At 30.0% G+C, this 26,044-nt stretch carries 24 protein-coding genes and 2 tRNA genes; 10 read left to right on the forward strand and 16 right to left on the reverse strand.

Going from position 1 to position 26,044, the window contains the following annotated elements; genetic code table 11:
* The first annotated feature begins 3 nt into the window (after nucleotides 1–3).
* Together DS884_RS12280 and DS884_RS12285 are read left to right on the forward strand one after the other, a co-directional pair.
* Nucleotides 4–1,770 carry a PLP-dependent transferase gene (locus DS884_RS12280; RefSeq protein ID WP_113786953.1) on the forward strand — a complete coding sequence of 589 codons (1,767 nt, stop codon included), beginning with the start codon at nucleotides 4–6 and terminating at the stop codon, nucleotides 1,768–1,770.
* Between the two features lie 17 nt (nucleotides 1,771–1,787).
* A complete protein-coding gene (locus tag DS884_RS12285; RefSeq protein ID WP_113786954.1) occupies nucleotides 1,788–2,330 on the forward strand; it encodes an OsmC family protein in 543 nt (180 codons plus the stop codon).
* Between the two features lie 95 nt (nucleotides 2,331–2,425).
* On the opposite strand, the gene DS884_RS12290 is transcribed toward DS884_RS12285, so the two are convergent.
* The 6 genes from DS884_RS12290 to DS884_RS12315 all read right to left on the reverse strand — a co-directional run bounded on the left by DS884_RS12290 (nucleotide 2,426) and on the right by DS884_RS12315 (nucleotide 10,423).
* Nucleotides 2,426–2,614: a DUF2892 domain-containing protein gene (locus tag DS884_RS12290; RefSeq protein WP_113786955.1), complete on the reverse strand. Its 189-nt coding sequence runs from the start codon at nucleotides 2,612–2,614 to the stop codon at nucleotides 2,426–2,428.
* A gap of 29 nt (nucleotides 2,615–2,643) precedes the next feature.
* Entirely contained in the window at nucleotides 2,644–5,838 is a 3,195-nt protein-coding gene (locus tag DS884_RS12295) for an efflux RND transporter permease subunit (protein WP_113786956.1), read from the reverse strand.
* A 17-nt stretch (nucleotides 5,839–5,855) separates the two neighbouring features.
* Complete coding sequence (locus DS884_RS12300; protein WP_113786957.1) at nucleotides 5,856–6,935, reverse strand: efflux RND transporter periplasmic adaptor subunit; 1,080 nt, start codon at nucleotides 6,933–6,935, stop codon at nucleotides 5,856–5,858.
* Between the two features lie 8 nt (nucleotides 6,936–6,943).
* Nucleotides 6,944–8,257, reverse strand: coding sequence for a TolC family protein (locus DS884_RS12305; RefSeq protein ID WP_093868655.1), 1,314 nt, complete (start codon nucleotides 8,255–8,257; stop codon nucleotides 6,944–6,946).
* A gap of 272 nt (nucleotides 8,258–8,529) precedes the next feature.
* Entirely contained in the window at nucleotides 8,530–9,465 is a 936-nt protein-coding gene (locus DS884_RS12310; RefSeq protein WP_113786958.1) for an ImmA/IrrE family metallo-endopeptidase, read from the reverse strand.
* 325 nt (nucleotides 9,466–9,790) lie between these two features.
* Nucleotides 9,791–10,423: a Crp/Fnr family transcriptional regulator gene (locus tag DS884_RS12315; protein WP_093868657.1), complete on the reverse strand. Its 633-nt coding sequence runs from the start codon at nucleotides 10,421–10,423 to the stop codon at nucleotides 9,791–9,793.
* A gap of 160 nt (nucleotides 10,424–10,583) precedes the next feature.
* On the opposite strand from DS884_RS12315, the gene DS884_RS12320 reads away from it, so the two are divergent.
* On the forward strand, nucleotides 10,584–11,006 hold the full coding sequence (locus DS884_RS12320) for a CBS domain-containing protein (RefSeq protein ID WP_093868658.1): 423 nt from the start codon (nucleotides 10,584–10,586) through the stop codon (nucleotides 11,004–11,006).
* A gap of 56 nt (nucleotides 11,007–11,062) precedes the next feature.
* Here the strand turns inward: DS884_RS12320 and rpe are convergent, their stop codons facing one another.
* Nucleotides 11,063–11,719 (reverse strand): ribulose-phosphate 3-epimerase, encoded by a 657-nt coding sequence (rpe, locus tag DS884_RS12325; RefSeq protein WP_093868659.1) that lies wholly within the window; start codon nucleotides 11,717–11,719, stop codon nucleotides 11,063–11,065.
* Nucleotides 11,720–11,872: 153 nt separating this feature from the next.
* The gene (locus DS884_RS12330) at nucleotides 11,873–12,736 is read right to left on the reverse strand and encodes an RNA polymerase sigma factor RpoD/SigA (protein WP_093868660.1); all 864 of its coding nucleotides are present in this window, start codon (nucleotides 12,734–12,736) and stop codon (nucleotides 11,873–11,875) included.
* 222 nt (nucleotides 12,737–12,958) lie between these two features.
* Here DS884_RS12330 and DS884_RS12335 point away from each other — a divergent pair, with 222 nt between their 5' ends.
* Genes DS884_RS12335 through DS884_RS12345 form a run of 3 tightly spaced genes read left to right on the forward strand, consistent with a single transcriptional unit; the run spans nucleotide 12,959 to nucleotide 14,581 of the window.
* On the forward strand, nucleotides 12,959–13,531 hold the full coding sequence (locus DS884_RS12335; RefSeq protein ID WP_093868661.1) for an RNA polymerase sigma factor: 573 nt from the start codon (nucleotides 12,959–12,961) through the stop codon (nucleotides 13,529–13,531).
* A gap of 5 nt (nucleotides 13,532–13,536) precedes the next feature.
* Entirely contained in the window at nucleotides 13,537–13,737 is a 201-nt protein-coding gene (locus tag DS884_RS12340) for a hypothetical protein (RefSeq protein WP_093868662.1), read from the forward strand.
* 25 nt (nucleotides 13,738–13,762) lie between these two features.
* Nucleotides 13,763–14,581 (forward strand): mechanosensitive ion channel family protein, encoded by an 819-nt coding sequence (locus DS884_RS12345; protein WP_113786959.1) that lies wholly within the window; start codon nucleotides 13,763–13,765, stop codon nucleotides 14,579–14,581.
* Nucleotides 14,582–14,889: 308 nt separating this feature from the next.
* On the opposite strand, the gene DS884_RS12350 is transcribed toward DS884_RS12345, so the two are convergent.
* The 5 genes from DS884_RS12350 to DS884_RS12370 form a co-directional block, all read right to left on the reverse strand.
* Nucleotides 14,890–15,594 carry a porin family protein gene (locus DS884_RS12350; RefSeq protein WP_093868664.1) on the reverse strand — a complete coding sequence of 235 codons (705 nt, stop codon included), beginning with the start codon at nucleotides 15,592–15,594 and terminating at the stop codon, nucleotides 14,890–14,892.
* 1 nt (nucleotide 15,595) lies between these two features.
* Nucleotides 15,596–16,324, reverse strand: a complete 729-nt coding sequence (gene ubiE, locus DS884_RS12355) for a bifunctional demethylmenaquinone methyltransferase/2-methoxy-6-polyprenyl-1,4-benzoquinol methylase UbiE (RefSeq protein WP_093868665.1) — start codon at nucleotides 16,322–16,324, stop codon at nucleotides 15,596–15,598.
* Between the two features lie 27 nt (nucleotides 16,325–16,351).
* A complete protein-coding gene (locus DS884_RS12360) occupies nucleotides 16,352–17,245 on the reverse strand; it encodes a NifU family protein (RefSeq protein ID WP_113786960.1) in 894 nt (297 codons plus the stop codon).
* A gap of 104 nt (nucleotides 17,246–17,349) precedes the next feature.
* Nucleotides 17,350–18,711 (reverse strand): OmpP1/FadL family transporter, encoded by a 1,362-nt coding sequence (locus tag DS884_RS12365; RefSeq protein ID WP_113786961.1) that lies wholly within the window; start codon nucleotides 18,709–18,711, stop codon nucleotides 17,350–17,352.
* A 24-nt stretch (nucleotides 18,712–18,735) separates the two neighbouring features.
* Complete coding sequence (locus DS884_RS12370; protein WP_113786962.1) at nucleotides 18,736–19,902, reverse strand: hypothetical protein; 1,167 nt, start codon at nucleotides 19,900–19,902, stop codon at nucleotides 18,736–18,738.
* Nucleotides 19,903–20,050: 148 nt separating this feature from the next.
* On the opposite strand from DS884_RS12370, the gene proS reads away from it, so the two are divergent.
* The 4 genes from proS to rpsT all read left to right on the forward strand — a co-directional run bounded on the left by proS (nucleotide 20,051) and on the right by rpsT (nucleotide 22,158).
* Nucleotides 20,051–21,529 (forward strand): proline--tRNA ligase, encoded by a 1,479-nt coding sequence (proS, locus tag DS884_RS12375; protein ID WP_113786963.1) that lies wholly within the window; start codon nucleotides 20,051–20,053, stop codon nucleotides 21,527–21,529.
* Nucleotides 21,530–21,604: 75 nt separating this feature from the next.
* Nucleotides 21,605–21,676, forward strand: a tRNA-Glu gene (locus DS884_RS12380).
* Nucleotides 21,677–21,798: 122 nt separating this feature from the next.
* Nucleotides 21,799–21,870, forward strand: a tRNA-Glu gene (locus tag DS884_RS12385).
* Between the two features lie 36 nt (nucleotides 21,871–21,906).
* Nucleotides 21,907–22,158, forward strand: coding sequence for a 30S ribosomal protein S20 (gene rpsT, locus DS884_RS12390; protein ID WP_093868670.1), 252 nt, complete (start codon nucleotides 21,907–21,909; stop codon nucleotides 22,156–22,158).
* 243 nt (nucleotides 22,159–22,401) lie between these two features.
* Here rpsT and rodA read toward each other — a convergent pair whose 3' ends face one another.
* Genes rodA through mreD form a run of 3 tightly spaced genes read right to left on the reverse strand, consistent with a single transcriptional unit; the run spans nucleotide 22,402 to nucleotide 26,043 of the window.
* Nucleotides 22,402–23,679 (reverse strand): rod shape-determining protein RodA, encoded by a 1,278-nt coding sequence (gene rodA / locus DS884_RS12395; RefSeq protein ID WP_113786964.1) that lies wholly within the window; start codon nucleotides 23,677–23,679, stop codon nucleotides 22,402–22,404.
* The gene (gene mrdA / locus DS884_RS12400; RefSeq protein WP_113786965.1) at nucleotides 23,660–25,540 is read right to left on the reverse strand and encodes a penicillin-binding protein 2; all 1,881 of its coding nucleotides are present in this window, start codon (nucleotides 25,538–25,540) and stop codon (nucleotides 23,660–23,662) included. The genes rodA and mrdA overlap by 20 nt, the downstream gene beginning before the upstream one ends.
* A complete protein-coding gene (gene mreD, locus DS884_RS12405) occupies nucleotides 25,537–26,043 on the reverse strand; it encodes a rod shape-determining protein MreD (RefSeq protein WP_113786966.1) in 507 nt (168 codons plus the stop codon). The genes mrdA and mreD overlap by 4 nt, the downstream gene beginning before the upstream one ends.
* Nucleotide 26,044 lies beyond the last annotated feature (1 nt).

Here is a 26,044-nt window from a genome sequence, read left to right on the forward strand (position 1 = left end):
AAAATGAGTACTTTAAACAACACAAAGGTTTTATCACCAAAAAGAAATTCTACAACTTGCTCTAGTATCGAAGAGTTAGCAATTGAGCAGTTAGCATATTTTCAAATTAATCCTAATAGCGCTTATGGAGAGACATTAAAAAAAGCAGCTATAGATATTTACACCGCACAATCTGATATATCAAAACTTCAGGAGATTACAAATGACACTGTAGGCAAATTAGATGCAAGTGAAAAAGTAGCGTATTTTAATGCAAAGCGCTTTATGTCTTTTCAAATAGCTAAAGTTTTGGAAACTTTGCAAGGACCATTGAAACAAACATACCAGTCATTAGAGCAATCGGATGCTACTTTAAATGCAAAAGGCCCAATGCCTTTATTTAATAATATTGCAGCTTTGTTTTCAGCAACTCCAGTAATTGCTAGAACATCTACTTATGATTATTCATGTACAGAGTGGATAGATGATGCTTTTAATGGTAAAGAATCTATTCATCATATTTATTCAAGATCACTAAATCCAACATCAATGGCTTTAGGTACGCATATGGTTCATTTAGAAGCAGGTAAATATGCAAATGAATATACTGCTTGGAATTTTAATAGTGGTATGGCAGCAATAGATGCGTTATTATCTAATGTATTGAGTTATCAAGATATTCTAATTGTATCTAGAAATATTTATGGAGGAGCTTATCAATTGATAGAAGATTTTTTTGCAAAAAAGAACAAAATGGATATTCAGGTTGTTTGGTTTGATGGATATACATTAGAAGATTTTAAACCAGTAATGGATAATGCAAAAGAAACATATAAAGATGAAATAAAAAATGGAAAAAAAATACATATATATATAGAGTCACCATGTAATCCACATGGTTATATGTTAGATGTTCCTGCAATATGTAAATACTCAAAACAAAATGGTTATATGGTGATGTTAGATGGAACTGTGGCAACTCCGTTTTTAATTAAACCTTTACAAGAAGAAGATGAAGAATGTCGACCAGATTTCTTATTTCATAGTTACACAAAAGATATTACTGGCTCAGGTAATGCAATTGCGGGTGGAATAATTGGAAAAAACAGTTTAATGTTTGTGCCAAAAGGAGAAAAAGTAGATGGAATAAATTGGGATGAGTCGCTCTTTTGGAATGTATATTATATTAAAGGTGCTTTTTTAAATGCTGATGCTGCTTTTGAAATTTTATCTGGAATGAAAACGTTGAATTTAAGGATGACTCAAAAATGTGTAAATACATTAGTGCTTGCTAAATTCTTCAACTCAAATCCAGAAATGTCAGTAATATGTAATGCCATTGAAAATAATGAGAATAATGCCATTATGAAAAAAGTTAGTAAGTATAAGTTAGCAGCTCCATTGTTTACTATTGATTTTGAAAAAGCTGGAGTAAGTGACTCAGCATTTAAAAAATTCTTCGACACTTTAGCACCTGCATTTGGTTTTCAAGTGAGTTTAGGTCAAATTAATACAACATTATTATGTCCAGCATTTACTTCGCATTCAGAACTAGATCAAGATGCATTATTGAAAGCAGGAATTTATAAGACTACGATGAGAATATCTGTAGGAAATGAAAACCCAAAGGAATTAATTAAACACTTTATTCAGTCAATTAAATTAATGATTGATCCTGAAAAACCTGGATTTTCTGATGCGTTTATGCCTATAAATGATATAGATAAATTATATGAAGAAACATATATAGAAGTTCAAAAACAATTAATAGAAAACGGTTATTTAAACTAGAAAAACAAATAAATATAATGATGATTAACGGATTAAATTTAGAAGCGTTAGGAACTTACAAAGCAACAGTTGAGAAAAATGCTACAAATGGGATGTATAATGGAGGTATTAAAGCAACATGGATGGGAGGTACTAAAGTAGGTGTTACCACCAATGATCTTACTTTAGGAAATGATACTATTTCTCACGATTTTTCATTTACTATTGATGAACCTGAACAATTATTAGGAGCACATTCAGCTCCGACACCACAAGATTATATGTTGGGTGGGCTTTCAGGATGTATGATGGTTACTTTTGTAGCAATGTGTTCACTTAAAGGAATAGAATTAGAATCAGTAAGTTTAGAGATAAAATCTGGGCTAGATCTTCAAGGTTTTTTGGGTGTTAATGAAACTTCTCCTGTTGGTTTTGATACTATTGAATATGCATTTACTGTAAAAGGAAATGGGAATGAAATTCAATATAAAGCAGCAGCAGATGAGGTTATAAAATTCTCACCTAATTATGCTACAATGGCTAATAAAGTAAAAATGATTGCAAGTTTGAATATTTTATAAGTTTTACAGTTGTTTGATTATGAATACTTATTATTCATAATTAAAAAGAGGCTATCATTCATGATAGCCTCTTGGTGTTTAAAAAGAATAAAGGGTTAATGTTTTATTTTAAATACTTTGATTAAAATTGTTTCTAGTAAGCACCATTTAGTAAATGCTGATTGAATTAGGTTTAGACCAATAAATACTGTAAACCAAATCCAATTATGATTTATATATACTGTTAGTACAATACTTAATAAAATAAATGTGCCTACTATTGTTCTGAAATATTTATTTAACATTGTTATTACTTTTAAGGTTGCGGAATTTGTTATTTATGATTTTTCTTCTCTATCATATAGTATACTAATGGTACAACTAATAAAGTAAGTACTGTTGAAACAATAGTACCTCCCATTAATGATATAGCTAATCCTTGAAAAATAGGATCAAAGAGAATTACAAAAGCTCCAATTACAACGGTTCCAGCTGTTAATAAAATAGGAGTTGTACGAACGGCTCCTGCTTCAATAGCTGCTTGTTTTAAAGGAATGCCATCTGCTAATCTTAAATTGATAAAGTCAATCAGTAAAACAGAATTCCGAACCATAATACCAGCTAAAGCAATCATTCCTATAAACGAAGTAGCTGTAAAAAAAGCTCCCATCATCCAATGTCCTAAAATAATTCCTATTAAAGACAAAGGTATTGCTACCATCATAACGATTGGTGCTTTAAAGTTTTGAAACCAACCAACAATTAAAATGTAAATTAATAGAATAGCTCCAAGGAAAGCAATTCCTAAATCTCTAAAAACTTCTAATGTAATTTGCCATTCACCATCCCATTTTACAGTATAATCATCTTCATAATCTGGCTGCCCGAGATACATTTCATTTAATTTATAACCTTCAGGAATTTTTATTTGTTTTAATTTTTCCTCCATACCTAAAATTGCATAAGCAGGGCTTTCTAGTTTTCCTGCCATGTCAGCCATGACATAAACAACACGTTTTTGATTTTTTCGGAAAATACTTTTTTCACTTGTGGTTTGTTGGATATCTACTAAATCACCAATAGGAATCATATTTCCCTGTTGAGATGTAACTTTAAGTTGAGAGATATCACTAATAGTAGATTTTTCACTTTCATCTAAAGCTAGTATTATACCAATTTGATTTGATGCATTTTCATCGTATAAATTTGTAATAGGACGATTTGACAAAGCCATGTTCATTATATATGCTATCTGTTGAGGTGTAACACCATAAAGCATCGCTTTTTCTTTATTGATTTTAAATTGATATTCTATTTGATCACTTTCAACCATCCAGTCAATATCTACAACATCATCCGTGTTTTTTAAAATGTTTTGAATGCTATTTGCAATTTTAATTTGCTCCTTGTAGTCTGGGCCATAAACTTCAGCAACAATTGTTGATAAAACAGGAGGTCCTGGTGGAACTTCAACCAGTTTTACATTAGCATTATATTTTGAAGCTATTTTTTGAATATCAGAACGCATTGATTTTGCAATGCCATGACTTTGTATATTACGTTGACCTTTGTCAATTAGATTAACTTGAATATCAGCCATATTGCTTCCACCTCGTAAATCATAATGACGAACTAAACCATTAAAAGTTATTGGAGCTGATGTTCCAATATAATTTTGATAATTTAATACTTCTGGACGGGTAGATAAATACTGTGAAATCTCTTGTGCTACAACTCCAGTTCTTTCTAGGGTCGTACCTTCAGGCATATCAATAACTACTTGAAACTCATTTTTATTATCAAAGGGTAGCATTTTAACAGCTACAGATTTAGTGAAAAATAAAAACATAGTTCCTATTAGTACTAAAAAAGTACCTCCTAAAAAGAACCAACGTTTTACTTTATTTTCTAATAAAGGTCTTTCAAGTTTATCATAAATTTTATAAATAAATGTTTCTTCTACTGTTTTTTCAGGTTTTGATTTAATGCCTTTATTTTCTTTTTCTCTTAAAAAAATACAACCTAAATATGGTGTAATTGTTAAAGCAACAAAGAGTGATAAAATCATTGCTATTGAAGCTCCAATTGGCATTGGTGCCATATAAGGCCCCATTAAGCCAGAAACAAAAGCCATTGGCAATACTGATGCTATTACTGTAAAAGTGGCCAAAATAGTTGGGTTACCAACCTCGTTAATAGCGTATAGTGCGGCTTCTTTAAAAGCTAGGCGTTTCATTTTAAAATGCCTGTGCATGTTTTCAGCTATAATAATAGAGTCATCAACTACAATACCCGTTACAAATACTAATGCAAATAGTGTAATTCTATTTAAAGTATAATCTAACATGTAGTAACTTAACAACGTTAAGGCAAACGTAATTGGAACTGATAAAAAAACAACTAAGCCACCACGCCATCCCATTGCAAGCATAACTACTAATGTTACAGCTATAATAGAGCCAATAAGATGGAGTAGAAGTTCAGAGACTTTGTGTGAAGCTGTTTCTCCATAATTTCTACTAATTTCTACATGCACATCATCAGGGATAAGAGTTTTTCTTAAATGAGAAACTTTATCAATAATAACTTCAGCAATTTTCATGGCATCAGCACCTTTTCGTTTTGCTACTGAAATGGTAACTGCTGGGTATTCAGATTTATAGTTGTTTTTCTTAGGGCTAGCTTGTCCAAAACCTAATGAAACATAATTTTTTGGTATTTCTGGACCATCAATAATTGTAGCAATTTGTTTTAAATAAATAGGTTGATTTTGTTGTACTCCAACGACTAAATTTTCAACATCTGATACTGATTCTAAAAATCTACCAGTATTTACTAAGAATTCTGTATCACCTTTAGAAAAACTTCCTGAGCTTAATTGAGAATTGTTTTTTTTAATCATTTCAGAAACAGTTAAAAAATCTAATCCACTAGAAGCAAGTTTATCTTTGTCTAAAACTACTCGTAATTGCCTGTTTCTTCCTCCAACTTTATGAGTGATTGCAACATCGTTTACTTTTTTAATTTCACTATCTAATTCTTGAGCTATTTGACTTAATTGGTAGTCATCATAATTTTCACTCCATAAAGTTAATCCTAACATGGGCACATCATCAATAGCTCTAGTTTTAACAAGCGGCATAGTAACACCTTCTGGCATTTGATCCATGTGCTTATTAATTTCGTTATAGAGTTTTACAAATGAACGTTCAATATCTTCACCAACATAAAACTGAACAATAACCATTCCTTGTTCTTTCATTGAAGTTGAATATACGTACTCAACTCCTTTAATATTTGAAATTAGTTTTTCTAATGGTTTTATTACTTTTGATTCAATTTCTTTGGGACTTGCTCCTGGGTATCCAACAAAAATATCTGCTATAGGCACATCTATTTGAGGTTCTTCCTCACGAGGAATTAAAAAAGAACTGTAAACTCCAATAACCATAAACACGATCATTAGAAGTACAGTTAGCTTAGAGTCTATAAAGACTTTCGCTATTTTTCCTGCTAAACCTTCTTTCATATTTTCGATTTTTATAATTATTTAATTAAAACACTTACGCCATTATATAGTTTGCCTTCTGAAGAAACTATGTAAGACTCGTTAGCTGATAAACCTGATAATACCTCAATGTTTTCTCCAAAAGTTCTTCCTAATCGTAACCAACGTAATATTGCTGTTTTACTTTGACTTACTGTATAGATACCCGACAATTGACCACGAGTGATAATTGCTTTTTTAGGGATTAAAATAATGTCAGACGTTGTTGTTTTTTTAGTTATAGGGAATTGAACAGCTGTGTACATTCCAGATAAAACATTTGTGTTAGTCTTATTTAGTCTTATCTTGACTATATATTGACCTCCTGTATTTTTTGCAGAATGACTTATTTCTGTTACTTTTCCTTTAATAGTTTTATTGATTGACTTTATAAGAACATTGACCTCAATGTTTTTTTGAATTTTTGAAATTTCATTTTCAGGAATCATTGTTATAACTTCAAAGATATCGTGATTTTCTATAGATATTAAAGGTTTTCCTGGAGTTGCCATATCTCCAGGCTTTATATTCTTTGCTGTTATCACACCATTAAAGGGAGCTGTTAAATTTGTGTATTTAAATTGAGAGCTCACTTCATTTTTCATTTGATTAGCAGATTCTAAACGAGCCTTAGCCATTTTAAAACGTGCTGTCATATCATCCATTTCTTTTTGTGAGGCACTATTTTTAGTGAGTAAATTTTTGAAACGAGTATAGTCTTTTTTAGCATTGTTAAAAGCAACCTTAGCTTCAGTAACACCTGCATTTACTTGAGCATTTTTTGCTTGTAAATCAGCATTGTTTATTGAGATTAATAATTGTCCCTTTTTTACTTTGTCACCTATATTAACATGAGTTTTGTTTACAAACCCCATTATGCGTGTGCTTAAATCAGCATTGTTTACTGCTTGTATTTTACCACTTGTTGTTATAAAAAGACTATTATTGTTAGTAATAACTTTACTTACTTTTACAGCAGTTTTCGGATTGTTATTTATGTGTGTTTTTGTCTCCTTTTTACCACAACTAAAAAGTAATAAGAATATCGAAACAAGTGTGATTTTATAAATGATTTTCATTTGTGTAATTATTCTTTTGTTAAAAAAATTAAATATGCTTTGGTATAGTTATATTGATATACTGTTTGATAGTACAGTAATTGTTTTTGAGCATACTGAGTTTCTGCTATTAGTAAATCTGAGGTTTTTTCTAACCCTTCTTTAAAACGGTTTTTTCGAATTCGTAATGCTTCTGAAGATTGCTTTAACGCTAGTTTTGTTAAATTTAATTGTTTTTCAGTATATGCTAGAATGCGTTTAGTTTTGTTTAGTTCTAACTCACTTTTAGCTTTATACTGATGGTATTCAAGTTTTGATTTTTCATAAGCAGCTTTACTTCCTTGAATTTTTCCATAGCGTTCAGCACCTTTAAAAATATTCCAACTTAATTGAGCACCTATTAAATAGCCATTACTATTAGCACTAAAAATTTTATTGTCATATAATTCATAACTACCAAAAGCGTTTAATGTAGGTAGAAAACTCATTTTATTTGCAGTGTGCATTTTTTTATAAGTTTCTGAAGTTAATTGCATTGCTTTTAAATCTGAGCGGTTATCAGATAGCGTTTTATTTGATAATGTGTTAAAAGGTTTTACTTCTAAGCTATCAGCAGGTTGATAAATATTGTTTTGTGTTTCACTGACTAAAAAGGATAAGTGGTTAGAAATGTTCTCTATGGTATTATTAGCAGTATATAATTGATTTTTGACCTCCGTAACTTGTACTTCTATAGCTAAAATATCTGCACGTTGTAAATAACCTTGCTCAAGACTATTTTCAGCCACTTGTAAGTTTGCTTTTGCCGCTTCTAATGATTTTTCTAAAACATATACATTTTTATATGACAATTGTAATTGCATGTATAATTTTTCAGCTTCAAACAATAAAAAATCTTTAGTACGTTGAATTTGTAAACTAGTTGCCACCATTTTGGTTTTTGCAGCTTTACGTTTATAAAGTCCATCAATATTTAATATCGGTTGTTGAATTTCTATTTTTGTAGCAAAATTTTGAGTGCGTTTAGGATTGTTTAACAAAAGAGGATTGAAATCTGCTTGAATTAAAATTCCTTGATTTAATTTGCTTCCGAATGCCATCAAAGGATTAGTCGTAATAAAACCAGTATGAGAAGCGGTTATGTTAGGTAAAAAAATAGCACTTGTTTGTTTATAGTTTGCTTGAGCTTGCAAATAATTTTGTTTACTTATTTTAAGAGAAGAATTGTTTTCTGTAACTTTATTAAGGACTTCTTTTTTAGAGATAAGTACATTATTTTGAGCACTAATAGTATTGGAAAGAAAAAAACTAACTATTAAAAAGTTGAAAAGCTTTATTTTCATATTTACACATTTTGTTGCAGGCAAATTTACTTCTGAAAAAAAAGGTAATCAGTAACCAATGTTACAGTTTTAATATAAAAGCATCTTTTTCATTAAAAAAAGATGCTTTTACAGGGGAGGGACTAAACGTAATAATAGAATCCGAGGTTAAATTATAAATATCTGATTTTCCGATTATTATATTATAAATTTAGTATTTTTTATTGGTTTTTAATGTAACATTTGTTACATAACGGATATAAAAAGCCATTTCATTAGAAATGGCTTTAAGTCTATTTAGTTTTTTTTAGTTTAAACTTACTAAATTCTTCTTTTGAAACGTTTCCTTTTTTGATATCTAAGATTTCATTATAATTAAGCATCATAAATTCAAAAAAATCAGCTTCTTTATTTGAAAGCCCCTCATACATTTTTTTACTCTTAGCTTTTTTGCTAGTTCTATAATAATCAGTACTATCGTACCAATAAGTACCTTGACCTATGTATCCCCAAAAACGAACAAGTAGTTTATATACTTTATCCCAACCTAAAAAACCTTTAGTATTAGCATAATAGCCCGTGTAATACCCTAATTTAGCAGCTGCTTGCCTTTCGGTAGAAGAACCATGAGAAACTCCGTTACCAATAGCTGCAAAGTTTTTAAAAGAGTTTGAGGCTTCTTGCCAAGAAATATTCTGACCAACATTACTAGCTAACCAGTAACCAGCAAAGAAATCTGCTCCTATTTCTTGATTTTTCCCTGAAGCCCAGTACCAATTATTGTTATATTGTAAGATATGACCAAATTCGTGAGCAATAATAGATTTTGCTGCATAAGCATCATAGTTTAATAGCATGCTATTCCACCAAGTTTCTCCAATAAAAACACGATTTGGGTTTGAGTAAGCTAACATATTATTAGTATTTGTTCCTCTCCAATTATATACTGTTGGGTTCACACCAAAAAACCATTTTAAATTTGGTACTGCCCATTCTATGTAACTTTGGCCACTTGCCATTTTATATGTTTTGTATGCGCCATAATACCCAGTATTAAATGGAGTAGCTGCAGCAGTTCCTAATAGGTTTTCATCTTTTAGGTGTTCTATTGAAATTAGATTTTGATTTTCAATATTAGAAGGGTTTGCGTTATCATAATCTTGACAAGAATAAATTGCCAATATTATTGTTGCAAACGCAATTGAAGATTTAATTACGTTTTTTTTCATTACGATTAATATTTATTGTTAATACTATCAAATAATAGAATTCATTTTATTTGTGTTTTTTCGTTGATCAATCGAACTGTTATCTTGTGTTTTTCAAATGGTTGAAATTAAGGTTGATAACATGGTAAATCTATGTAAAAAGAGAAATAAATATTTAATGAAGTTTCTTTTTTATTAGAAAAATGAAAAAAATTCTTTTTTGCAGGAGTGATTGTAAATATTATTGAATAATATTTTGTTTTAAATTGATATTCAGGGGTGTATGTCGTTTAGAGCCTAAGGGTTATTTAAATAAAGAATGATTTATAATATATAAATCAAGTGTTTAAAGTTCTAAAACTTTTATTTGATTACGCTGTAGTTCTATTTTTGATTGTTTTTCTAAAGATTTTAAAAGTCTTGATATAACAACTCTTGATGTGTGAAGATCATTAGCAATTTGTTGATGAGTTACACTTATTATATCGTTATGATTTACTAAGGCTTTGTCTCGTAAATACTTCAGTAAACGTTGATCCATGTTTAAAAAAGCAATAGTGTCAACTGCTTCTATAAATTCTTGTAATCTATTATGGTAACTTTGTAAAATATATTCTTGCCAACTTTTATATTTACTTAACCATTCTGACATTTTTTGCTTAGGAATCATTAATAAAGCAACATCAGTTTCAGAGACAGCTCTTATTTTACTTTTTGTTTGCCCCATGCAACATGATAATGTAGTTGCACAAGTGTCTCCTCTTTCTAAATAATATAAAACGAGTTCATCGCCATTTTCATCTTCTCTTAAAATTTTAATAGCTCCACTTAGTAATAAAGGGATCGAAACAATATAACTTTCAGTTTCAATAATGGTAACATCAGCTTTAAATTCCTTTAAAATGGCTACATCATTTATTTCTTCTAATAAAGCTTCTTCAAATAAATAACCGTAATTGTTTTTTAATTCTTCTATCAAAACTTGTTGGCTTTTTTGTAAAAATACTACTTTTTAAAATAAAAAGCATTTAATAAGTTACGAATATATAATTATTGTTTTACTGATAAAAATCAGTTTTTCTATCGAGATATTTTCTGAAATTTGATATAGAAATAGAAATAATAAAACCATATTTAAGATGAAAAAAAGAACACCAGTACAAACAATAATGACTAAAAATGTTATCACACTAAATTTATCAGATGACTTAATGATGGCTGAAAAACTATTTAAAGAAAATGATATACGACATATCCCTGTTGTAAGTGGTAAGAGTATAGTAGGGATGTTAAGTTATACTGATTTATTGAGAATTAGCTTTGCTGATGCTATTGATGAAGATGAAAGTGATGTAGATACTGTAGTATATAATATGTTTACAATAGAACAGGTTATGGCAAAGAATTTAGTAACAGTGAGTCCTTCAAATACAATAAAGGAGGTGGCAGAAATTTTATCTAAAAAAGAGTTTCATGCATTACCAGTAATTGAAGAAGGTGAATTAAAAGGTATAGTTACTACTACAGATTTAATTTACTATTTATTAGAACAATATAACTAATAAAAAAGGCGGTAAAAAATTAATTTTTTACCACCTTTTTTATATCAATTAAAAATTTAATTAACAATTGTTTTTAAATTTTCAATAGTTTCTATAGGAGTTTCACTTTTAAATACAAAACTACCAGCAACAAGAACATCTGCACCAACTTCAACTAATTTATTGGCATTTTGATCAGTTACCCCTCCATCAATTTCAATTAAAGTTGAAGCGTTGTTAAATTCAATAAGGTTTTTTAGTTGCTGTACTTTTTTATAAGTGTTTTCAATAAATGACTGCCCACCAAACCCAGGATTAACACTCATAATACAAACTAAATCTAAATCATGAATTATATCTTCTAAAACTGCTATAGGCGTGTGTGGGTTTAAAGCAACTCCAGCTTTCATACCAGCAGCTTTTATTGCTTGTATAGTTCTGTGTAAATGTGTACACGCTTCATAATGTACTGTTAGTATATTTGCTCCTAAATCAGCAAAAGTTTCAATATATCTATCAGGGTCTACAATCATTAAATGTACATCAACTGTTTTTTTAGCATGTTGTACTATTGATTTTAGCACAGGCATTCCAAAAGAAATATTCGGAACGAAAACTCCGTCCATAATATCTATGTGAAACCAGTCAGCTTTACTATCGTTAACCATTTCTATATCACGCTGTAAATTTCCAAAGTCAGCGGCTAAAACTGAAGGAGCAATAAGTTTTTCCATTAAATGTATTTGTTTGTTGTGTTGTGATGCAAATATAGTTAAAACTAATAAGGGCAATAACTAAAAAAGAAAACTCTTGATGATTCAAGAGTTTTCTTTTTTATTAATTCCAAAACGAATAGTTATAATAACTATTTGCTATTGTATGTGTTATTATCCTAAGTAAGTCATTAAGATTTTACTACGAGATGTATGCTTTAATCTTCTAATTGCTTTTTCTTTAATTTGACGAACACGCTCACGAGTTAAATCGAAAGTCTCACCAATTTCTTCTAATGTCATTGGTTGGTGTTCACCTAAACCGAAATACAATTTAACAACATCAGCTTCACGAGGAGTTAAAGTTTCTAAAGCACGGTTAATTTCAATACGTAATGATTCATGTAATAATGTTCTATCTGGGTTAGGAGATTCACCAGAATTTAATACATCATATAAATTAGAATCTTCACCTTCAATTAAAGGAGCATCCATTGATACATGACGACCAGAATTTTTCATTGATTCTTTAACGTCATTAACTGTCATGTCTAATTTCTTAGCAATTTCTTCAGCACTTGGAGGGCGCTCATTTTCTTGCTCTAAGAAAGCATACATTTTATTGATTTTGTTAATGGAACCAATTTTATTTAAAGGTAAACGAACAATACGAGATTGCTCAGCTAGTGCTTGTAAGATAGATTGACGAATCCACCAAACTGCATATGAGATAAATTTAAATCCTCTAGTCTCATCAAAACGCTTTGCCGCTTTAATTAAACCTAAATTCCCTTCATTAATTAAATCAGGAAGAGTTAAACCTTGATTTTGATATTGTTTAGCTACAGATACCACAAAACGTAAGTTTGCTTTTGTTAGCTTTTCTAAAGCTCTTTGATCTCCAGCTTTTATACGTTGAGCTAATTCTACTTCTTCATCAGCAGTAATTAAATCTACTTTTCCTATTTCTTGTAAATATTTATCTAATGAGGCAGTTTCTCTATTGGTAACCTGCTTTGTAATCTTAAGTTGTCTCATGTAAAAAAAACTATTTTTTTATAATTATCAATCACTCTACATATACTTATACGTAGCATTATTAAAAAATGTTACAAAAGTTATTATTTTTTTTAAATTTAATTCCATAACCGTTAAAGAATTGTTAATTTTGATTGAGTTAAAAATAAGAAAGTGACTTGTTAAAAAAGAATGTGTCTTATTTTACTACAAGTCTAAACAAACAATAATCAAACTTAGCCTTTGAAAAGTATTGATGTTACAAAATTAAGTGACGAAGAGCTGGTTAAAAAAATAGTAGAGAAAAATGATACTCATTTATTCGCTATTTTATATGACCGATATGCTGGCGTTGTGTATAATAAATGCTATGGTTTCTCTAAAAGTAAAGAGGAAGCACAGGATTTAACGCACGATCTTTTTATTCGTTTATTTGTAAAATTGCGTACTTTTAAAGGGAAATCTAAATTTTCTACTTGGTTATATTCATTTACATATAATTTTTGCGTGAATTATGTTCAAAGGAACAGCGCAAAGAAAAAAGAAAAAGTTACAGTAGTAACTGACCAAATTAAAGAGGAAGATAGTGGGTTTGATGAGATTGATGATACCACATTATTTGAGTTAAAGTCAGAAAAGTTGGCTAAAGTACTCGAAATGATACCACCTTCTGAAAAAATGATTTTATTAATGAAATATCAAGATGATATGAGTATTAAAGAAATATCAGGAGTGTTAGAATTAGGCGAAAGCGCTGTTAAAATGCGTTTGAAGCGAGCTAAAGAGAAAGTCGTAAAAACGTATAATGAGTTGTAATTATTATGGATAATCCATTTAAGAAAATATTACATAACGAAGAATTGCCAGAGGTGCTTAAGGAAAAAGTACTTAATGATGTGGCAATGATTAAGCTTTCTATAGATGTAGCTGATTTATTTGTGGTAAAATACCCTAATGTTGTAGCTGACTTATTAAACGGTGGTGGAACTCAAGAAAAAACTGATAATAAAGAAACTGAATAACTGTTATAATTAAACTAATACTACTATGATTTTTTTACAAATGAATATTCTCAATCCTTTTAAAAAAATATTGAATGACCTAAATGATTCTATACCTACCGTTTTAGGGTTCATTAGTTTTATAATAATAGCTTGGCTATTTATAAAAGTGTTTTTGTATATCGTACGAAAAGCTTTAGCAAAAACTAAAATAGATGAATGGTCTAAAAAATTAAATAAAACTGAAATTTTTGGAAACTCTACAATAAATATTGTTTTAACTAAAATAATTTTAGGAGTACTTAAATGGTTTTTAATCTTAATTTTTGTAATGGCAGGGTCAAGTATTTTTGGCATTGTAGCAGTTTCTGAAGGAATTAAAAGTTTCTTTGCTTACTTACCAAAATTATTAACAGCACTTGGAATTTTTGTAGCAGGAGCATATTTAGGAACTATGGTAAAAAAGGCCATCCAGTCAATGTTTAAATCGTTTGAAATTTCAGGAGGTAATTTAGTAGGTAACATTGCTTTTTATTTAATCGTAGTATTCTTGTCTATAACAGCTCTAGATCAGGCAGGTGTTGATACTTCAGTAATAAAAAGTAATTTAACATTGGTTATTGGCTCTGTGTTATTAGCGTTTACAATAGCTTTCGGACTAGGAGCAAAGGATGTGGTAACAAGATTGTTGTTTGGCTATTATTCTAGAAAAAATATAGGTATTGGTCAAAGAGTAATTGTTGGTGATGTAGAAGGAGTAGTTACTGCAATTGATAACATTTGTATGACTATTAATACTTCAAATGGTAATGTTGTATTACCAATTAAAGATGTGGTTAACAGTAAAATAGTTTTTGTGAAGTGATGAGATGTTAAAAAATATCCATATATTTGTACAGTATAAACTATTGTTATAGATAATATTAATGATAGATTTCGGGGGACTTCTATCTAATAGTAAAGTAAAAACTTTACGCTATAAAGACTATCAAATTTGATAGTCTTTATTTTTTTTTGAAAAAATATGTGACCTTTTTAATTATAAAGGTGTCTTATTATATAATTGATAGATTTCGGGGGACTTCTATCTAATAAGGTTAAAAGAGAAGAATTTTCTTTTAAAAAAAATGGCTTCCAGTTTTGGAAGCCATTTGTTTTTTATTGTAATGCGAGTTATTCGAAAGATAAATGTAAAAAGATACCTCTAGTACCAAGAAAGTCAATTGGATCTGTCCATTGACTAGGAGATGTGTTGTCGTATTTAATTTCATTATTTATAGCAAATACACCACGTATAGAAGGAGAGAATTTAAAGTAATTTAAATATAAGTCAACTCCTATTCCTATTTCATACATGAAGTTTCCTGTAGTAGTTCTAAACTTTCCTGCAAAATTATCATCATCACTACTTTCATTACTTGAAAAGTTATAATCAAAGGATAAACCACCTAGTACATATGGTCTAATATTATTAAGTCTATTTGTACTTAGCTTTAAAATTACTGGTAAATGAAGAAATGTTGCTCCAACTTCTCTTGTTTTTATATTTTCGTTTGTGCCACCAATGTGATTAAAAACTAAAGTTTTTGTATTTGACATTAATCCTGGTTCAAAACGAAGATTGATATTATTATGTAATCTTAAATCTGCTATTAAACCAACGTTAAAACCAACAGATGAGCTAACTTCTATGTTTGGAGAACTTATAGCGCTTGGCTTATAAGAAACCTTATAACTGTTGTTGTTTAGACCTAAATAAAAACCATAATGAAATAATGGTTTGTCAAAACTAGGGAGGTTTAGTATTTTTTCTGCCTGACTAAAAGCTGTTAATGATGTTGTTAATAGTAAAACGAATAATAAAATATTTTTAAACATATTATTTTAAAGCTGTATAAATTGATGCAACCCCAAAAGTTACAGGTAAATTCTTTGCATTCTTAAACCCATTTTTTTGTAAAATATTGTTGAAAGCTTCTCCAAAAGGAAAAGAATTTGCACTTTCAGATAAATAAGAGTAAGCAACTTTGTCTTTAGAGAAAAGTTTACCAATTACTGGTAATATAAAGTTAGTGTAAAACTTATAACCTTGTTTAAACGGGAATTTAGTTGGATTTGAAGTTTCTAAAACAACAAATTTTCCTCCTGGTTTTAAAACACGAAGTATTTCTTTTAAGCCTTTGTCTAAGTTTTCAAAGTTACGAACACCGAAAGAAACTGTTATAGCATCAAAAGTATTATCATCAAATGGAATGTTTTCACTATCACCAACTACCATTTTTATTTTATCAGATAAGCTAACTTTCTCTATTTTTTGTTTTCCTACATTTAACATTCCTTGAGAAATATCTAGTCCAACAATTCTTTCAGGATTTAATTTTGCCATCATTATAGCAAGGTCACCAGTTCCAGTAGCAATGTCTAGTATTTGTTTAGGGTTGTTTTCTCCAATTAATTTAACAACTTTTTTTCTCCAACTAACATCAATACCTAAGGAAATAACACGATTTAAACCGTCATAATCCTCAGAAATATTATCAAACATTTGAGCTACTTGCTCTTTTTTTCCTAATTCGGAATCTTTATATGGTTTTACTTGTTCAGACATAAAAAGTTGATGATTTTAAGTGTAAAATTATCCGTTAATAGCAATTACTTCATTAATTTGATTAGGTAACATTTCTTTTAGCATGGTTTCAATACCATTTTTCAATGTTACGGTAGATGATGGGCAACCACTACATGCTCCTTGTAAAATAACACTTACTCTTTTTGAGTTTTCGTCATACGATTGAAAGGCAATATTACCTCCATCAGAAGCTACTGCTGGTTTTATATATTCGTCTAATATATCAACAATTTTTGCTTCAGTGTCGGATAAGTTTTCTTTAGGAACTTCAACATTTTGTTTAGTTTGTTGTTTAGGAAGTTCAGAAATTATTTTTTTACCTTCTTGAAGATATCCACGAATAAAAGTACGAACTTCTTGATATACCTCATTCCATTCTACCATGTCATATTTAGTAATAGAAATATAGTTTTCTGAAATAAATACTTCATTCACAAAAGGAAAATTAAACAAGGCTTGTGCTAAAGGAGAAGATTTACTAGCTTCATCAATGTTTTTAAACTCAACATCAGTTTGTGTTAACGCTTTATTAGTTCCAAATTTCATTACTGCTGGATTTGGAGTTACTTCAGCATAAACTTCAGTAGCGTCTTTTTTAGTTGTTTCTTCTTTAACTATAGGGTTTCCTTGTTGAATATAGTTTTGAATCTGTTCTTTAACTTCTTCTTCAACATCACTCCATTGAACAATATCAAATTTTTGAACTGCGATAAAATTAGCAGTAATAAAAACTTTTTTTACGAAAGGAAGGTAAAAAAGTTGTTGAGCTAGCGGTGAGTTTTTAGCCTCGTCTATATTGTTAAATTCATAACTTCCACCATTAATTAAAATTGTGTTACTCACAAATTTAATAATAGTTTCATTATTAGTTTCTTGTATGTTAATTTTTATTGAATCCATGTCATAATAAATGAAATGCAAAATTACGGTAAAAAACTGATATATATATACAGAAAAGGTCTTGTAATATTACAAGACCTTTTCTGTATGTTAATTTTATATAATTATAAATTTATAGTAACAGTTCCTGATATTCTACTCGTATTATTATTAAGGCTAATGTCTCCTAAATTGTATAATGTTTGAAACTCTAAATTTTCAGACTTTCTGTATGATAAGTCAATTTTCATGTTACCAAAATTATAACCTAAACCAGCTGAGAACCCTTTGATATTATCTTTATTAACACTACCTCCTACAGCAGATAAAAGATTAGGGTTTTTCTCATAATGATAACCACCTCTAATGCTTAATCTGTCAAAACGCCATTCAGTACCAACATTTAATGCATGAGTAGCTCTAAATTGAGTGGCAAAATTTTGATTAGCTTCAATAAAAGCTGTATCATTTTCTCTATATTTTATATTTGGGTAATCTTTATAGGTGTAATCGAAACTTATCAATCCTTGTTTACCAAATATGTAGGCTCCACTTGCTGTTATTCTACTATTAGATTTGAATCTATAGATATATAATTCACTTATTAAATCACTTCCACCGTTTATTCCTAAATTAGATACATCTGATAGTATTAAGTCATTTTTATAGTCCTCTGCTATCTCTTCATACCAAGTAGGAGTTTCGTAGGCTAAACCAACACGAATATTTTTATTTAATTTATATAGAAACCCTAAACTTAAGGACACACCGTTACCTTGTATATAAGAATCTATTCTGTTTTTTGCTTTTAATATATTTCCATTAGCATCATCATTCTCTTCGTTTAATAAAGCAACTCTGCTTAAATCTATATCATGAAAATTTAACGAGGCTCCCAAAAATAATTTGTTTTGATGAACTGCTGAGAAACCTAGATTGAAAACACTTGATTGTCCTGATTTTTCTACAGAATAACCTTGTTCAATAGAACCATCAAATTTATTTTTTGGTGAACTTGTATCGTTAAAATGTTCGCTATGAAATAAGAAACCGCTATTCCCTTTAACTGAATAAAAAGAGCTGTAATCACTTTTAATTTTATAATTAAAAGTAAGAGCAAAACGATTCCATTCTGAATTATACGCAGTATCAAAAGAAAGAATTGCGCCTGCCTGTGAAAGGTTGAAATAATCATTTTGTGAAGATGAAGAATTTCCGTAATACGAAGTTAAATAATCTGTATTTCGATTACTTAGGGTAGCCGAAGCAGTACTAATTTTTGATACAGAACTACCAGCAGGATTTATACTAAAAGCTGAAATATCACCACCTAAAGCTCCAAAAGCACCACTCATAGCTTCATATCTTGCTGTACCATAATTATCATCTTTTGAAAACAAAAGGCCTAAATCATTATAATCTAGTGATTGTGAATAGGCACTAAGAGATGATGCAATCGAAATTGCAACTATTAAAATTCGTTTCATGTTTCTTAATTTTTTTTAAATAAATTATCTTCTTCTGCTGCTAGAACTACTTCTTGAACTTCTCGATCCTGAGCTTCTAGAAGAGCTTCTGCTTGGAGTGTAAGAGCGAGTTGATCTACTACTAGATCTAGAAGGTGTGTAGCTTCTATTTGAACTTCTTTTTGTTCTTGATGGTGTGTAGCTTCTTGTATTACTTTTTGTAGATCGAGTATTAGCTCTTCTCGTAGGTTTATGTCCTCCAGTAGAATATTGTCTAGTTGTTCTAGTCTTTCTTACTGATCTTGTAGGTTTATGCCCTCCAGTTGAGTATTGTCTTGTTCTAGTTCTTCTTACTGATCTTGTTGACCTGTCACCTCTTGTTGTATTGTAGCTTCTTCTAGTTCTGTCATTTCTTGGACTACTAGCTGTTCTATTTGTTCTTGAGCTTCTTCGGTATACATTCGATGAACGTCTTGATCTAGTTGTATTTCTTGCACTATACCCTCGTCTACTACTATAATTTCTTCTAGAAGTAACTGCTCTATATGGGTTAGCACCTCTATTGGCTCTATAATAACGATTGTTAAAATAATTGTTTCTATAATATGGAGGACAATAAAAATTGTTATTATTCCATCCTACATAAAAACCAGAGTAGTAATGACCATAATTATATGGGTGCCAGTATGAATTGTATCCCCAGTTGTTGTAGAAGCGAGAACGCCACCATGGTCTATAATTATATCCATAATATGAGTCCCAACCCCAATCGTTATAGAATCCCCATCTTGGGTATGTGTTTACATTTATAACTACATCATTACTATTACTATTATAGCCCCATGGATCATTTGAATTATAAGTAATGCGAGTTCTAGGAGTTTCCTCATCAATAACATCTTCTTCATAATCGTACTCACTAGTATCAGATCTGTAGTTTTCAATATCAGTAAAAACATCTGAGCCATTTAAATTTTCTAAACGTTCAACTTCTTTCCTAAAATAGTTTTCCTTATAATTATTGTATTCATTAGTATCCATAACAACAACTTTACGTTGAGGTTCTTGGTTTTGAGTGCTTTCAACTTCATCATCATAAATACCATCACTGCTACTTACAGTTTGCATTGTACCACAAGAAATAAAGGAGGTTATTAAAAATAATGATAATATGAATATGTAAGGTTTTGTTTTGAAGTATTGTGGTTTCATGTCTATTATTTTTAAGTTAGAACAATAAAATTATTTAAATGATTTTGCAAAAAACTATTTTTTGTTGGGCTTGTAGGCTTTTTAATGTAGTTTTGCACATACAATTTTACGCATAAAAGATAACAATATTTATGCCAAACTTTTGATTATGAGCAAACATTTAACAAAAAGAGCAGAAGACTACTCTAAATGGTATAACGAACTTGTTGTAAAAGCCGATTTAGCTGAGAATTCAGCGGTAAGAGGCTGTATGGTGATTAAACCATATGGATATGCAATATGGGAAAACATGCAAGCAGAATTAGATAGAATGTTTAAAGAAACAGGACACGAAAATGCTTATTTCCCTCTTTTTGTTCCCAAGAGTTTGTTTGAAGCTGAAGAAAAAAATGCTGAAGGATTTGCTAAAGAATGTGCTGTTGTAACTCATTACCGTTTGCAAAATGATCCTGATAATGAAGGGAAGTTACGCGTTGATCCTGAAGCTAAATTAGAAGAGGAATTAATTGTACGCCCTACGTCAGAAGCAATTATATGGAGTACTTATAAAAAATGGATTCAGTCTCATAGAGATTTACCTTTGTTAATTAATCAATGGGCAAATGTAGTTCGTTGGGAAATGAGAACACGCCTGTTTTTGCGTACTGCTGAATTTTTATGGCAAGAAGGGCATACTGCTCATGCTACAAAAGCTGAAGCTGTTTTTGAATCAAAACAAATGCAAGACGTGTATGCAAATTTCGCAGAAAACTTTATGGCAATGCCTGTTGTTAAAGGAGCAAAGTCTGAAAGTGAACGTTTTGCTGGTGCAGAAGCTACTTATACAATTGAGGCATTAATGCAAGATGGTAAAGCTTTGCAGGCGGGAACTTCACATTTCTTAGGTCAAAACTTTGCTAAAGCATTTGATGTTAAGTATACATCTAAAGAAGGTAAGCAAGAATACGTTTGGGCTACTTCATGGGGTGTTTCTACACGTTTAATAGGTGGTTTAATAATGACACACTCTGATGACGCAGGTTTAGTTTTGCCTCCAAAATTAGCACCTATCCAAGTTGTTATTGTTCCTATATATAAAGGAGAAGAACAATTAGACGCTATTTCTGAAAGAGTTAATGTGTTTGTTAAAGAGTTAAGAGGTAAAGGAGTTTCTGTAAAATTTGATACTCGAGATACAATGAGGCCTGGTGCAAAGTTTGCTGAGTATGAACTTAAAGGTGTTCCTGTAAGAGTTGCCATAGGGAATAGAGACTTAGAAAATGGAACTGTTGAAGTTGCTCGTAGAGATACCTTTGAGAAGCAAACAATTAACCAAATAGATTTAGTAGAGCATGTAACTAAATTATTAGAAGAGATACAAGAAAACTTATTTACTAAGGCTTTAAACTATAGAGACTCACATATCACTGAAGTTAATTCTTTTGAAGAGTTTAAAGAAGTTATAGAAAATAAAGGAGGTTTTGTTTCTGCTCATTGGGATGGGACAATTGAGACTGAAGATAAAATTAAAGAATTAACAAAAGCTACAATACGTTGTATAGCGAATGATGCTAAAAAAGAGGATGGAATATGTGTTTTTACTGGAAAACCATCAATAGAAAGAGTTTTATTTGCTAAAGCGTATTAAAAAAAATAAAAAAGGTTTGGTGTATATGAAAACAGTTTGTATATTTGCACCCGCAATCGCAAAATAGATTGTTTTGGTCCGTTCGTCTAGGGGTTAGGACGCCAGGTTTTCATCCTGGTAACACGGGTTCGATTCCCGTACGGACTACAATATTATTTTAAGATTTAAGTAAAAAATTAAACCTTAAAAATATTAAAAATTAAAAAGAATTAATTGCAGGTATAAAAAAATATCTTATATTTGCACCCGCAATCATAAAGATTGTATTTGGTCCGTTCGTCTAGGGGTTAGGACGCCAGGTTTTCATCCTGGTAACACGGGTTCGATTCCCGTACGGACTACAAAGTTTTTTATAAACAATTAACGATTTTAGTATAATGGCAAATCATAAGTCAGCATTAAAGAGAATAAGAAGTAACGAAGCTAAGCGCTTAAGAAATAAATATCAGCATAAAACTACACGTAATGCTGTTAGAAAATTAAGAGCAAGTACTGATAAGACAGAAGCTGAAGGGATGTTTTCATCTGTTGTTTCTATGTTAGATAAATTAGCAAAGAATAATATTATTCATAAAAATAAAGCAGCAAATTTAAAATCTAAATTAGCTAAGCACGTAGCAGCTTTATAAGAAATAAAATTACTTTAAGTAAAAGCGTTTTCATGAAAATGAAAACGCTTTTCTTGTTATGTATGTTTTATTATAATATTTTGGAGTTCTAGTCTTTATTGTTAGTGGTATTCTTTTAAAAAGTATTTTCTTGAAGTATATGCTTCTCTAAGTAGTTTTAAAGTAGATAGAGAAGAATTTCTTTAGCTGTTGTGGAATTTGTGTTTTCTAAACTCAATTTACAACTCTAAAGAACGTTTTATGTTACCAGTCATATTTCTTATGGGCATCTAATCGGATAAATATGAATAGAAGTAAAGTGAACCCCCATAGTGAGGAACCTCCATAACTAAAAAAGGGTAGAGGGATACCTATTGTAGGTAGAATCCCTATCACCATTCCAATGTTTACTAACACATGAAAAAATAGTATAGATGCAATACCATATCCATAAATTCTTCCAAATTTATTGGTATGTGTTTCAGCTAAAAAGATAATTCGATATAAGAGTAAAGTGAAAAGAATTATAACAAATGAACTTCCAAGAAAGCCCCATTCTTCACTTACAGTACTAAAAATATAATCTGTATCTTGTTCAGGAACGAAATTACCTTGTGTTCTATCACCTTGTAAAAATCCTTTTCCTGTTAATCCTCCTGAACTAATTGTTAATTCTGATTGATAGGTGTTGTAACCAACTCCTCTGTTATCTTTTACTTTTCCTAATAATATGTCAAATCTATCTTTTTGATGCTGCTCTAAAATATTGTTATAAGTATAACCTATTCCAACAATAAAAAGACTAGTAAATACATATAAAAAAATAACTTTAAATATGTTAAATCTTAGGAAACGTTTGTTTTTATAAACAGCATATAAGGTGTAAAATGTAATAAATAATAAGCATGTTATTAAAACCCATTTTATGCCAAAATATATGGTTAATAAGAATAGTATTATAGATAATGCGCCTATTATAAAATAAGCAAGGGTAAGTCCCTCTCTATTGAGTACAAAGAAAAATGAAAAATAAATTAATACCGACCCCATATCTGGTTGCAATGCAATAAAAAATGCAGGAGTAAATATTATTACAAAGGCTTTTAATTGATTCTTTATAAGGTTTAGGTTATACTGTCTGTCACTCATTAACTTTGCAAGAGCTAAAGCTGTAAATGTTTTTGTAAATTCAGAAGGTTGAAGTCCTACACCTCCAAAATTATACCATGATGTAGCCCCATTTATTTTTTTACCAAAAACAAGAACACCAGCTAATATAATAACAGAAATTAAGTAAAGTAAGCTAGAAAATTTTTCATAAAATTTTGCGTTAAAAAATAAAACAAATATCATAATAGGTAAACTTAATGCTATCCATATAAGTTGTTTACCATATCTTGTTGAAAAATTGAAAACTTCACGAGTTTCTTCATTTGAAGAAGCTGCGTAAATGTTTAACCAACCAAAGCTTACTAATAAGATATAAAGAAGGATTAAAATCCAATCAATTTCTGCAAATATATTATTTCGTTCCTGTCGCAATAGTATCTTTTTTTGGAATTAGCTTTTCGTATACACTTTTAAGACTTAAGTCAAGCATTCTTTTTTCTATATGCTTTCGTGAAATTTTCCCTGTTAAATATTTTTCTATCAATAAACTGGTAATAGGAGCAGCTATTGTAGAGCCGTATCCTCCGTTTTCTATATACACAGCTAAGGCAATTTTAGGATTGTCTTTAGGTGCAAAAGCAATTAAAATTGAATGATCAGGTAATTGTTCTTTTTTTCCATTAACGCGTATGAAATTTTCCGCAGTACCAGTTTTTCCACAAATATCTAATCCTTTTACCTGACTAGATTTAGCAGTTCCTCTAGTAAATACTTCATGCATTGCTTCAATAGCAATAGGGAAATGTTGTGGAGAAATTGTTGTGAATTTTTTAATTGTATATGTAGAATCCTTAATAGGAGAGGAGTTTATTTTTTTTACTATGTGAGGAGTGTAAAAGTATCCTTTGTTGGCAATGGCTGCAGTCATATTTGCTAGCTGCATAGGAGTTGTTTCTACCTCTCCCTGGCCAATAGCGTTTGATATTGTTGTGGTTGCTCCCCATCTAAATTTATTACGAGCATCATAAAGTTTTGAATTTGGAATTCTCCCTTTTTGGCCAGTGGGTAAATCATATCCTAAATAATTACCTAAACCAAAACTTTTGACGTGTTTATTCCAGTTGTCTAAACCAATTTTTGAGTTTTCAGCTTTGTCAATTATCTTCCTATAAGCAGTACAGAAATAACTGTTACACGATTTAGCAATGGCAGTTTTTAATCTGATAGGGCGACCTACAATACGACAATGACACCCCATAAATTCATTTTTTCGTTTCCCATATCTGTAACCATGGTAACAACGTACAGAAAAATTCTCGTCAATAACACCTTCTTCTAAAGCAATCAAACCATTAATTATTTTAAAAGGTGATCCAGGGGCGTACATTGCTTGTAAACCTCTGTCAAATGTGGGCATATTAATTTTGTCGTTAAATAATTTAACAGAATTCGGAGAACGTTTTCTACCTACTAACAAATTAGGGTCATATGAAGGAGCGGTAATAAGTGCTAAAATTTCTCCAGTATTGGGTTCTAAAGCAACTATACCACCTCTCTTACCTTGCATCAGCTGTTCTCCGTATTGTTGAAGATCACTGTCAATAGTTAAAGTTAAATCTTTACCAGCCACAGCGAGGGTATCGTATTTCCCTTCTTTATATGAGCCAGTTATTTTATTAAGGTTGTTTCTTTTAAAATATTTTTTACCTTTAATACCTCTAAGAATTTTTTCATATTGTTTTTCAACACCTAACTTACCAATTAATTCACCTTGCTCGTAATAGTCACTTGTTTTTGCTATATATTCATTTACTTCACTAATAAAGCCTAAAACATTAGCTGCTGATTTTAAAGGATAATTACGAATGATACGTTTCTGGATGTAAAAACCTTTAAATTTTTGTAGTTTTTCCTGTAAAAAAGCAAAATCTTCTTTTGCAAGTTGTTTAAGGAATACTGAAGGTAGCCACCTAGCATATTTTTCAGCTTTTTTAAATCTGTATTTAAAATTTTCTTTTGATATTTTAAGTAAAGAACAGAATTGGATTGTATCTAAAGGTTTTACATCTTTGGGAATTACCATTACATCATACGAAAGTTGGTTTGCTACAACAAGTTTGTTGTTTCTATCGTACACATAACCTCTTTCAGGGTAATCATACTCGACCTTAACAGTTGAACTTAAGGTAGGGTTTGATTTTTTTCCATGAATGATTTGTAATTGAAAAAGTCTAAAAATATAAACTAAGCCAACAACTGTAATTAAAAAGAGTAATAAAAAACTTCGCTTCATGATAGCTTTTTTCTAAATATAAAACTTCCTAAGAAATACAGTACTAACGTAAATGTAGTTGATAATAGTGTATTGATAATAACATTTGAAAAATTATGTAAGCTAAAATTAATAAAACTGTATAAAATAAAGTGATGAATAATTGTTAAAATGGCTATATAATTAAAAGTTTTATCAAATGTTTCCAGTTTTAAATCGAATAAAAGATAATCGGATTCCGTTTTTTTAAAAATTGTTTTAACTAAAAATAAGCGTATGTATGCAATAAAAAGCGTAGCAAAGGCATGAATACCACCAGAATTAGAAAAGAAATCTATACAAAGTCCCAATAGAAAACTAATTGTTAAAAAAGATATTCGTTTTTGATTTAATGGAAATATAAATACATAAGCTATATATATGTATGGATTTACATGACCAAATAAAAGAATGTTATTTAAGATTAGTGTTTGTAGTAGTACAAAGAATATGAATAAAAATATAAGGTAAAGTGTTTTGTTCATT

This window comes from Tenacibaculum sp. E3R01 (genome assembly GCF_003318185.1).
GTDB lineage: Bacteria > Bacteroidota > Bacteroidia > Flavobacteriales > Flavobacteriaceae > Polaribacter > Polaribacter halocynthiae.

Bases quoted from the DNA above. Each gene is read 5' to 3' on its own strand.
- DS884_RS12280 (WP_113786953.1), top strand. From the start codon at position 4: ATGAGTACTTTAAACAACACAAAGGTTTTATCACCAAAAAGAAATTCT.
- DS884_RS12285 (WP_113786954.1), top strand. From the start codon at position 1,788: ATGATGATTAACGGATTAAATTTAGAAGCGTTAGGAACTTACAAAGCA.
- DS884_RS12290 (WP_113786955.1), bottom strand. From the start codon at position 2,614: ATGTTAAATAAATATTTCAGAACAATAGTAGGCACATTTATTTTATTA.
- DS884_RS12295 (WP_113786956.1), bottom strand. From the start codon at position 5,838: ATGAAAGAAGGTTTAGCAGGAAAAATAGCGAAAGTCTTTATAGACTCT.
- DS884_RS12300 (WP_113786957.1), bottom strand. From the start codon at position 6,935: ATGAAAATCATTTATAAAATCACACTTGTTTCGATATTCTTATTACTT.
- DS884_RS12305 (WP_093868655.1), bottom strand. From the start codon at position 8,257: ATGAAAATAAAGCTTTTCAACTTTTTAATAGTTAGTTTTTTTCTTTCC.
- DS884_RS12310 (WP_113786958.1), bottom strand. From the start codon at position 9,465: ATGAAAAAAAACGTAATTAAATCTTCAATTGCGTTTGCAACAATAATA.
- DS884_RS12320 (WP_093868658.1), top strand. From the start codon at position 10,584: ATGAAAAAAAGAACACCAGTACAAACAATAATGACTAAAAATGTTATC.
- rpe (WP_093868659.1), bottom strand. From the start codon at position 11,719: ATGGAAAAACTTATTGCTCCTTCAGTTTTAGCCGCTGACTTTGGAAAT.
- DS884_RS12330 (WP_093868660.1), bottom strand. From the start codon at position 12,736: ATGAGACAACTTAAGATTACAAAGCAGGTTACCAATAGAGAAACTGCC.
- DS884_RS12340 (WP_093868662.1), top strand. From the start codon at position 13,537: ATGGATAATCCATTTAAGAAAATATTACATAACGAAGAATTGCCAGAG.
- DS884_RS12345 (WP_113786959.1), top strand. From the start codon at position 13,763: ATGATTTTTTTACAAATGAATATTCTCAATCCTTTTAAAAAAATATTG.
- DS884_RS12350 (WP_093868664.1), bottom strand. From the start codon at position 15,594: ATGTTTAAAAATATTTTATTATTCGTTTTACTATTAACAACATCATTA.
- ubiE (WP_093868665.1), bottom strand. From the start codon at position 16,324: ATGTCTGAACAAGTAAAACCATATAAAGATTCCGAATTAGGAAAAAAA.
- DS884_RS12360 (WP_113786960.1), bottom strand. From the start codon at position 17,245: ATGGATTCAATAAAAATTAACATACAAGAAACTAATAATGAAACTATT.
- DS884_RS12365 (WP_113786961.1), bottom strand. From the start codon at position 18,711: ATGAAACGAATTTTAATAGTTGCAATTTCGATTGCATCATCTCTTAGT.
- DS884_RS12370 (WP_113786962.1), bottom strand. From the start codon at position 19,902: ATGAAACCACAATACTTCAAAACAAAACCTTACATATTCATATTATCA.
- proS (WP_113786963.1), top strand. From the start codon at position 20,051: ATGAGCAAACATTTAACAAAAAGAGCAGAAGACTACTCTAAATGGTAT.
- rpsT (WP_093868670.1), top strand. From the start codon at position 21,907: ATGGCAAATCATAAGTCAGCATTAAAGAGAATAAGAAGTAACGAAGCT.
- mrdA (WP_113786965.1), bottom strand. From the start codon at position 25,540: ATGAAGCGAAGTTTTTTATTACTCTTTTTAATTACAGTTGTTGGCTTA.
- mreD (WP_113786966.1), bottom strand. From the start codon at position 26,043: ATGAACAAAACACTTTACCTTATATTTTTATTCATATTCTTTGTACTA.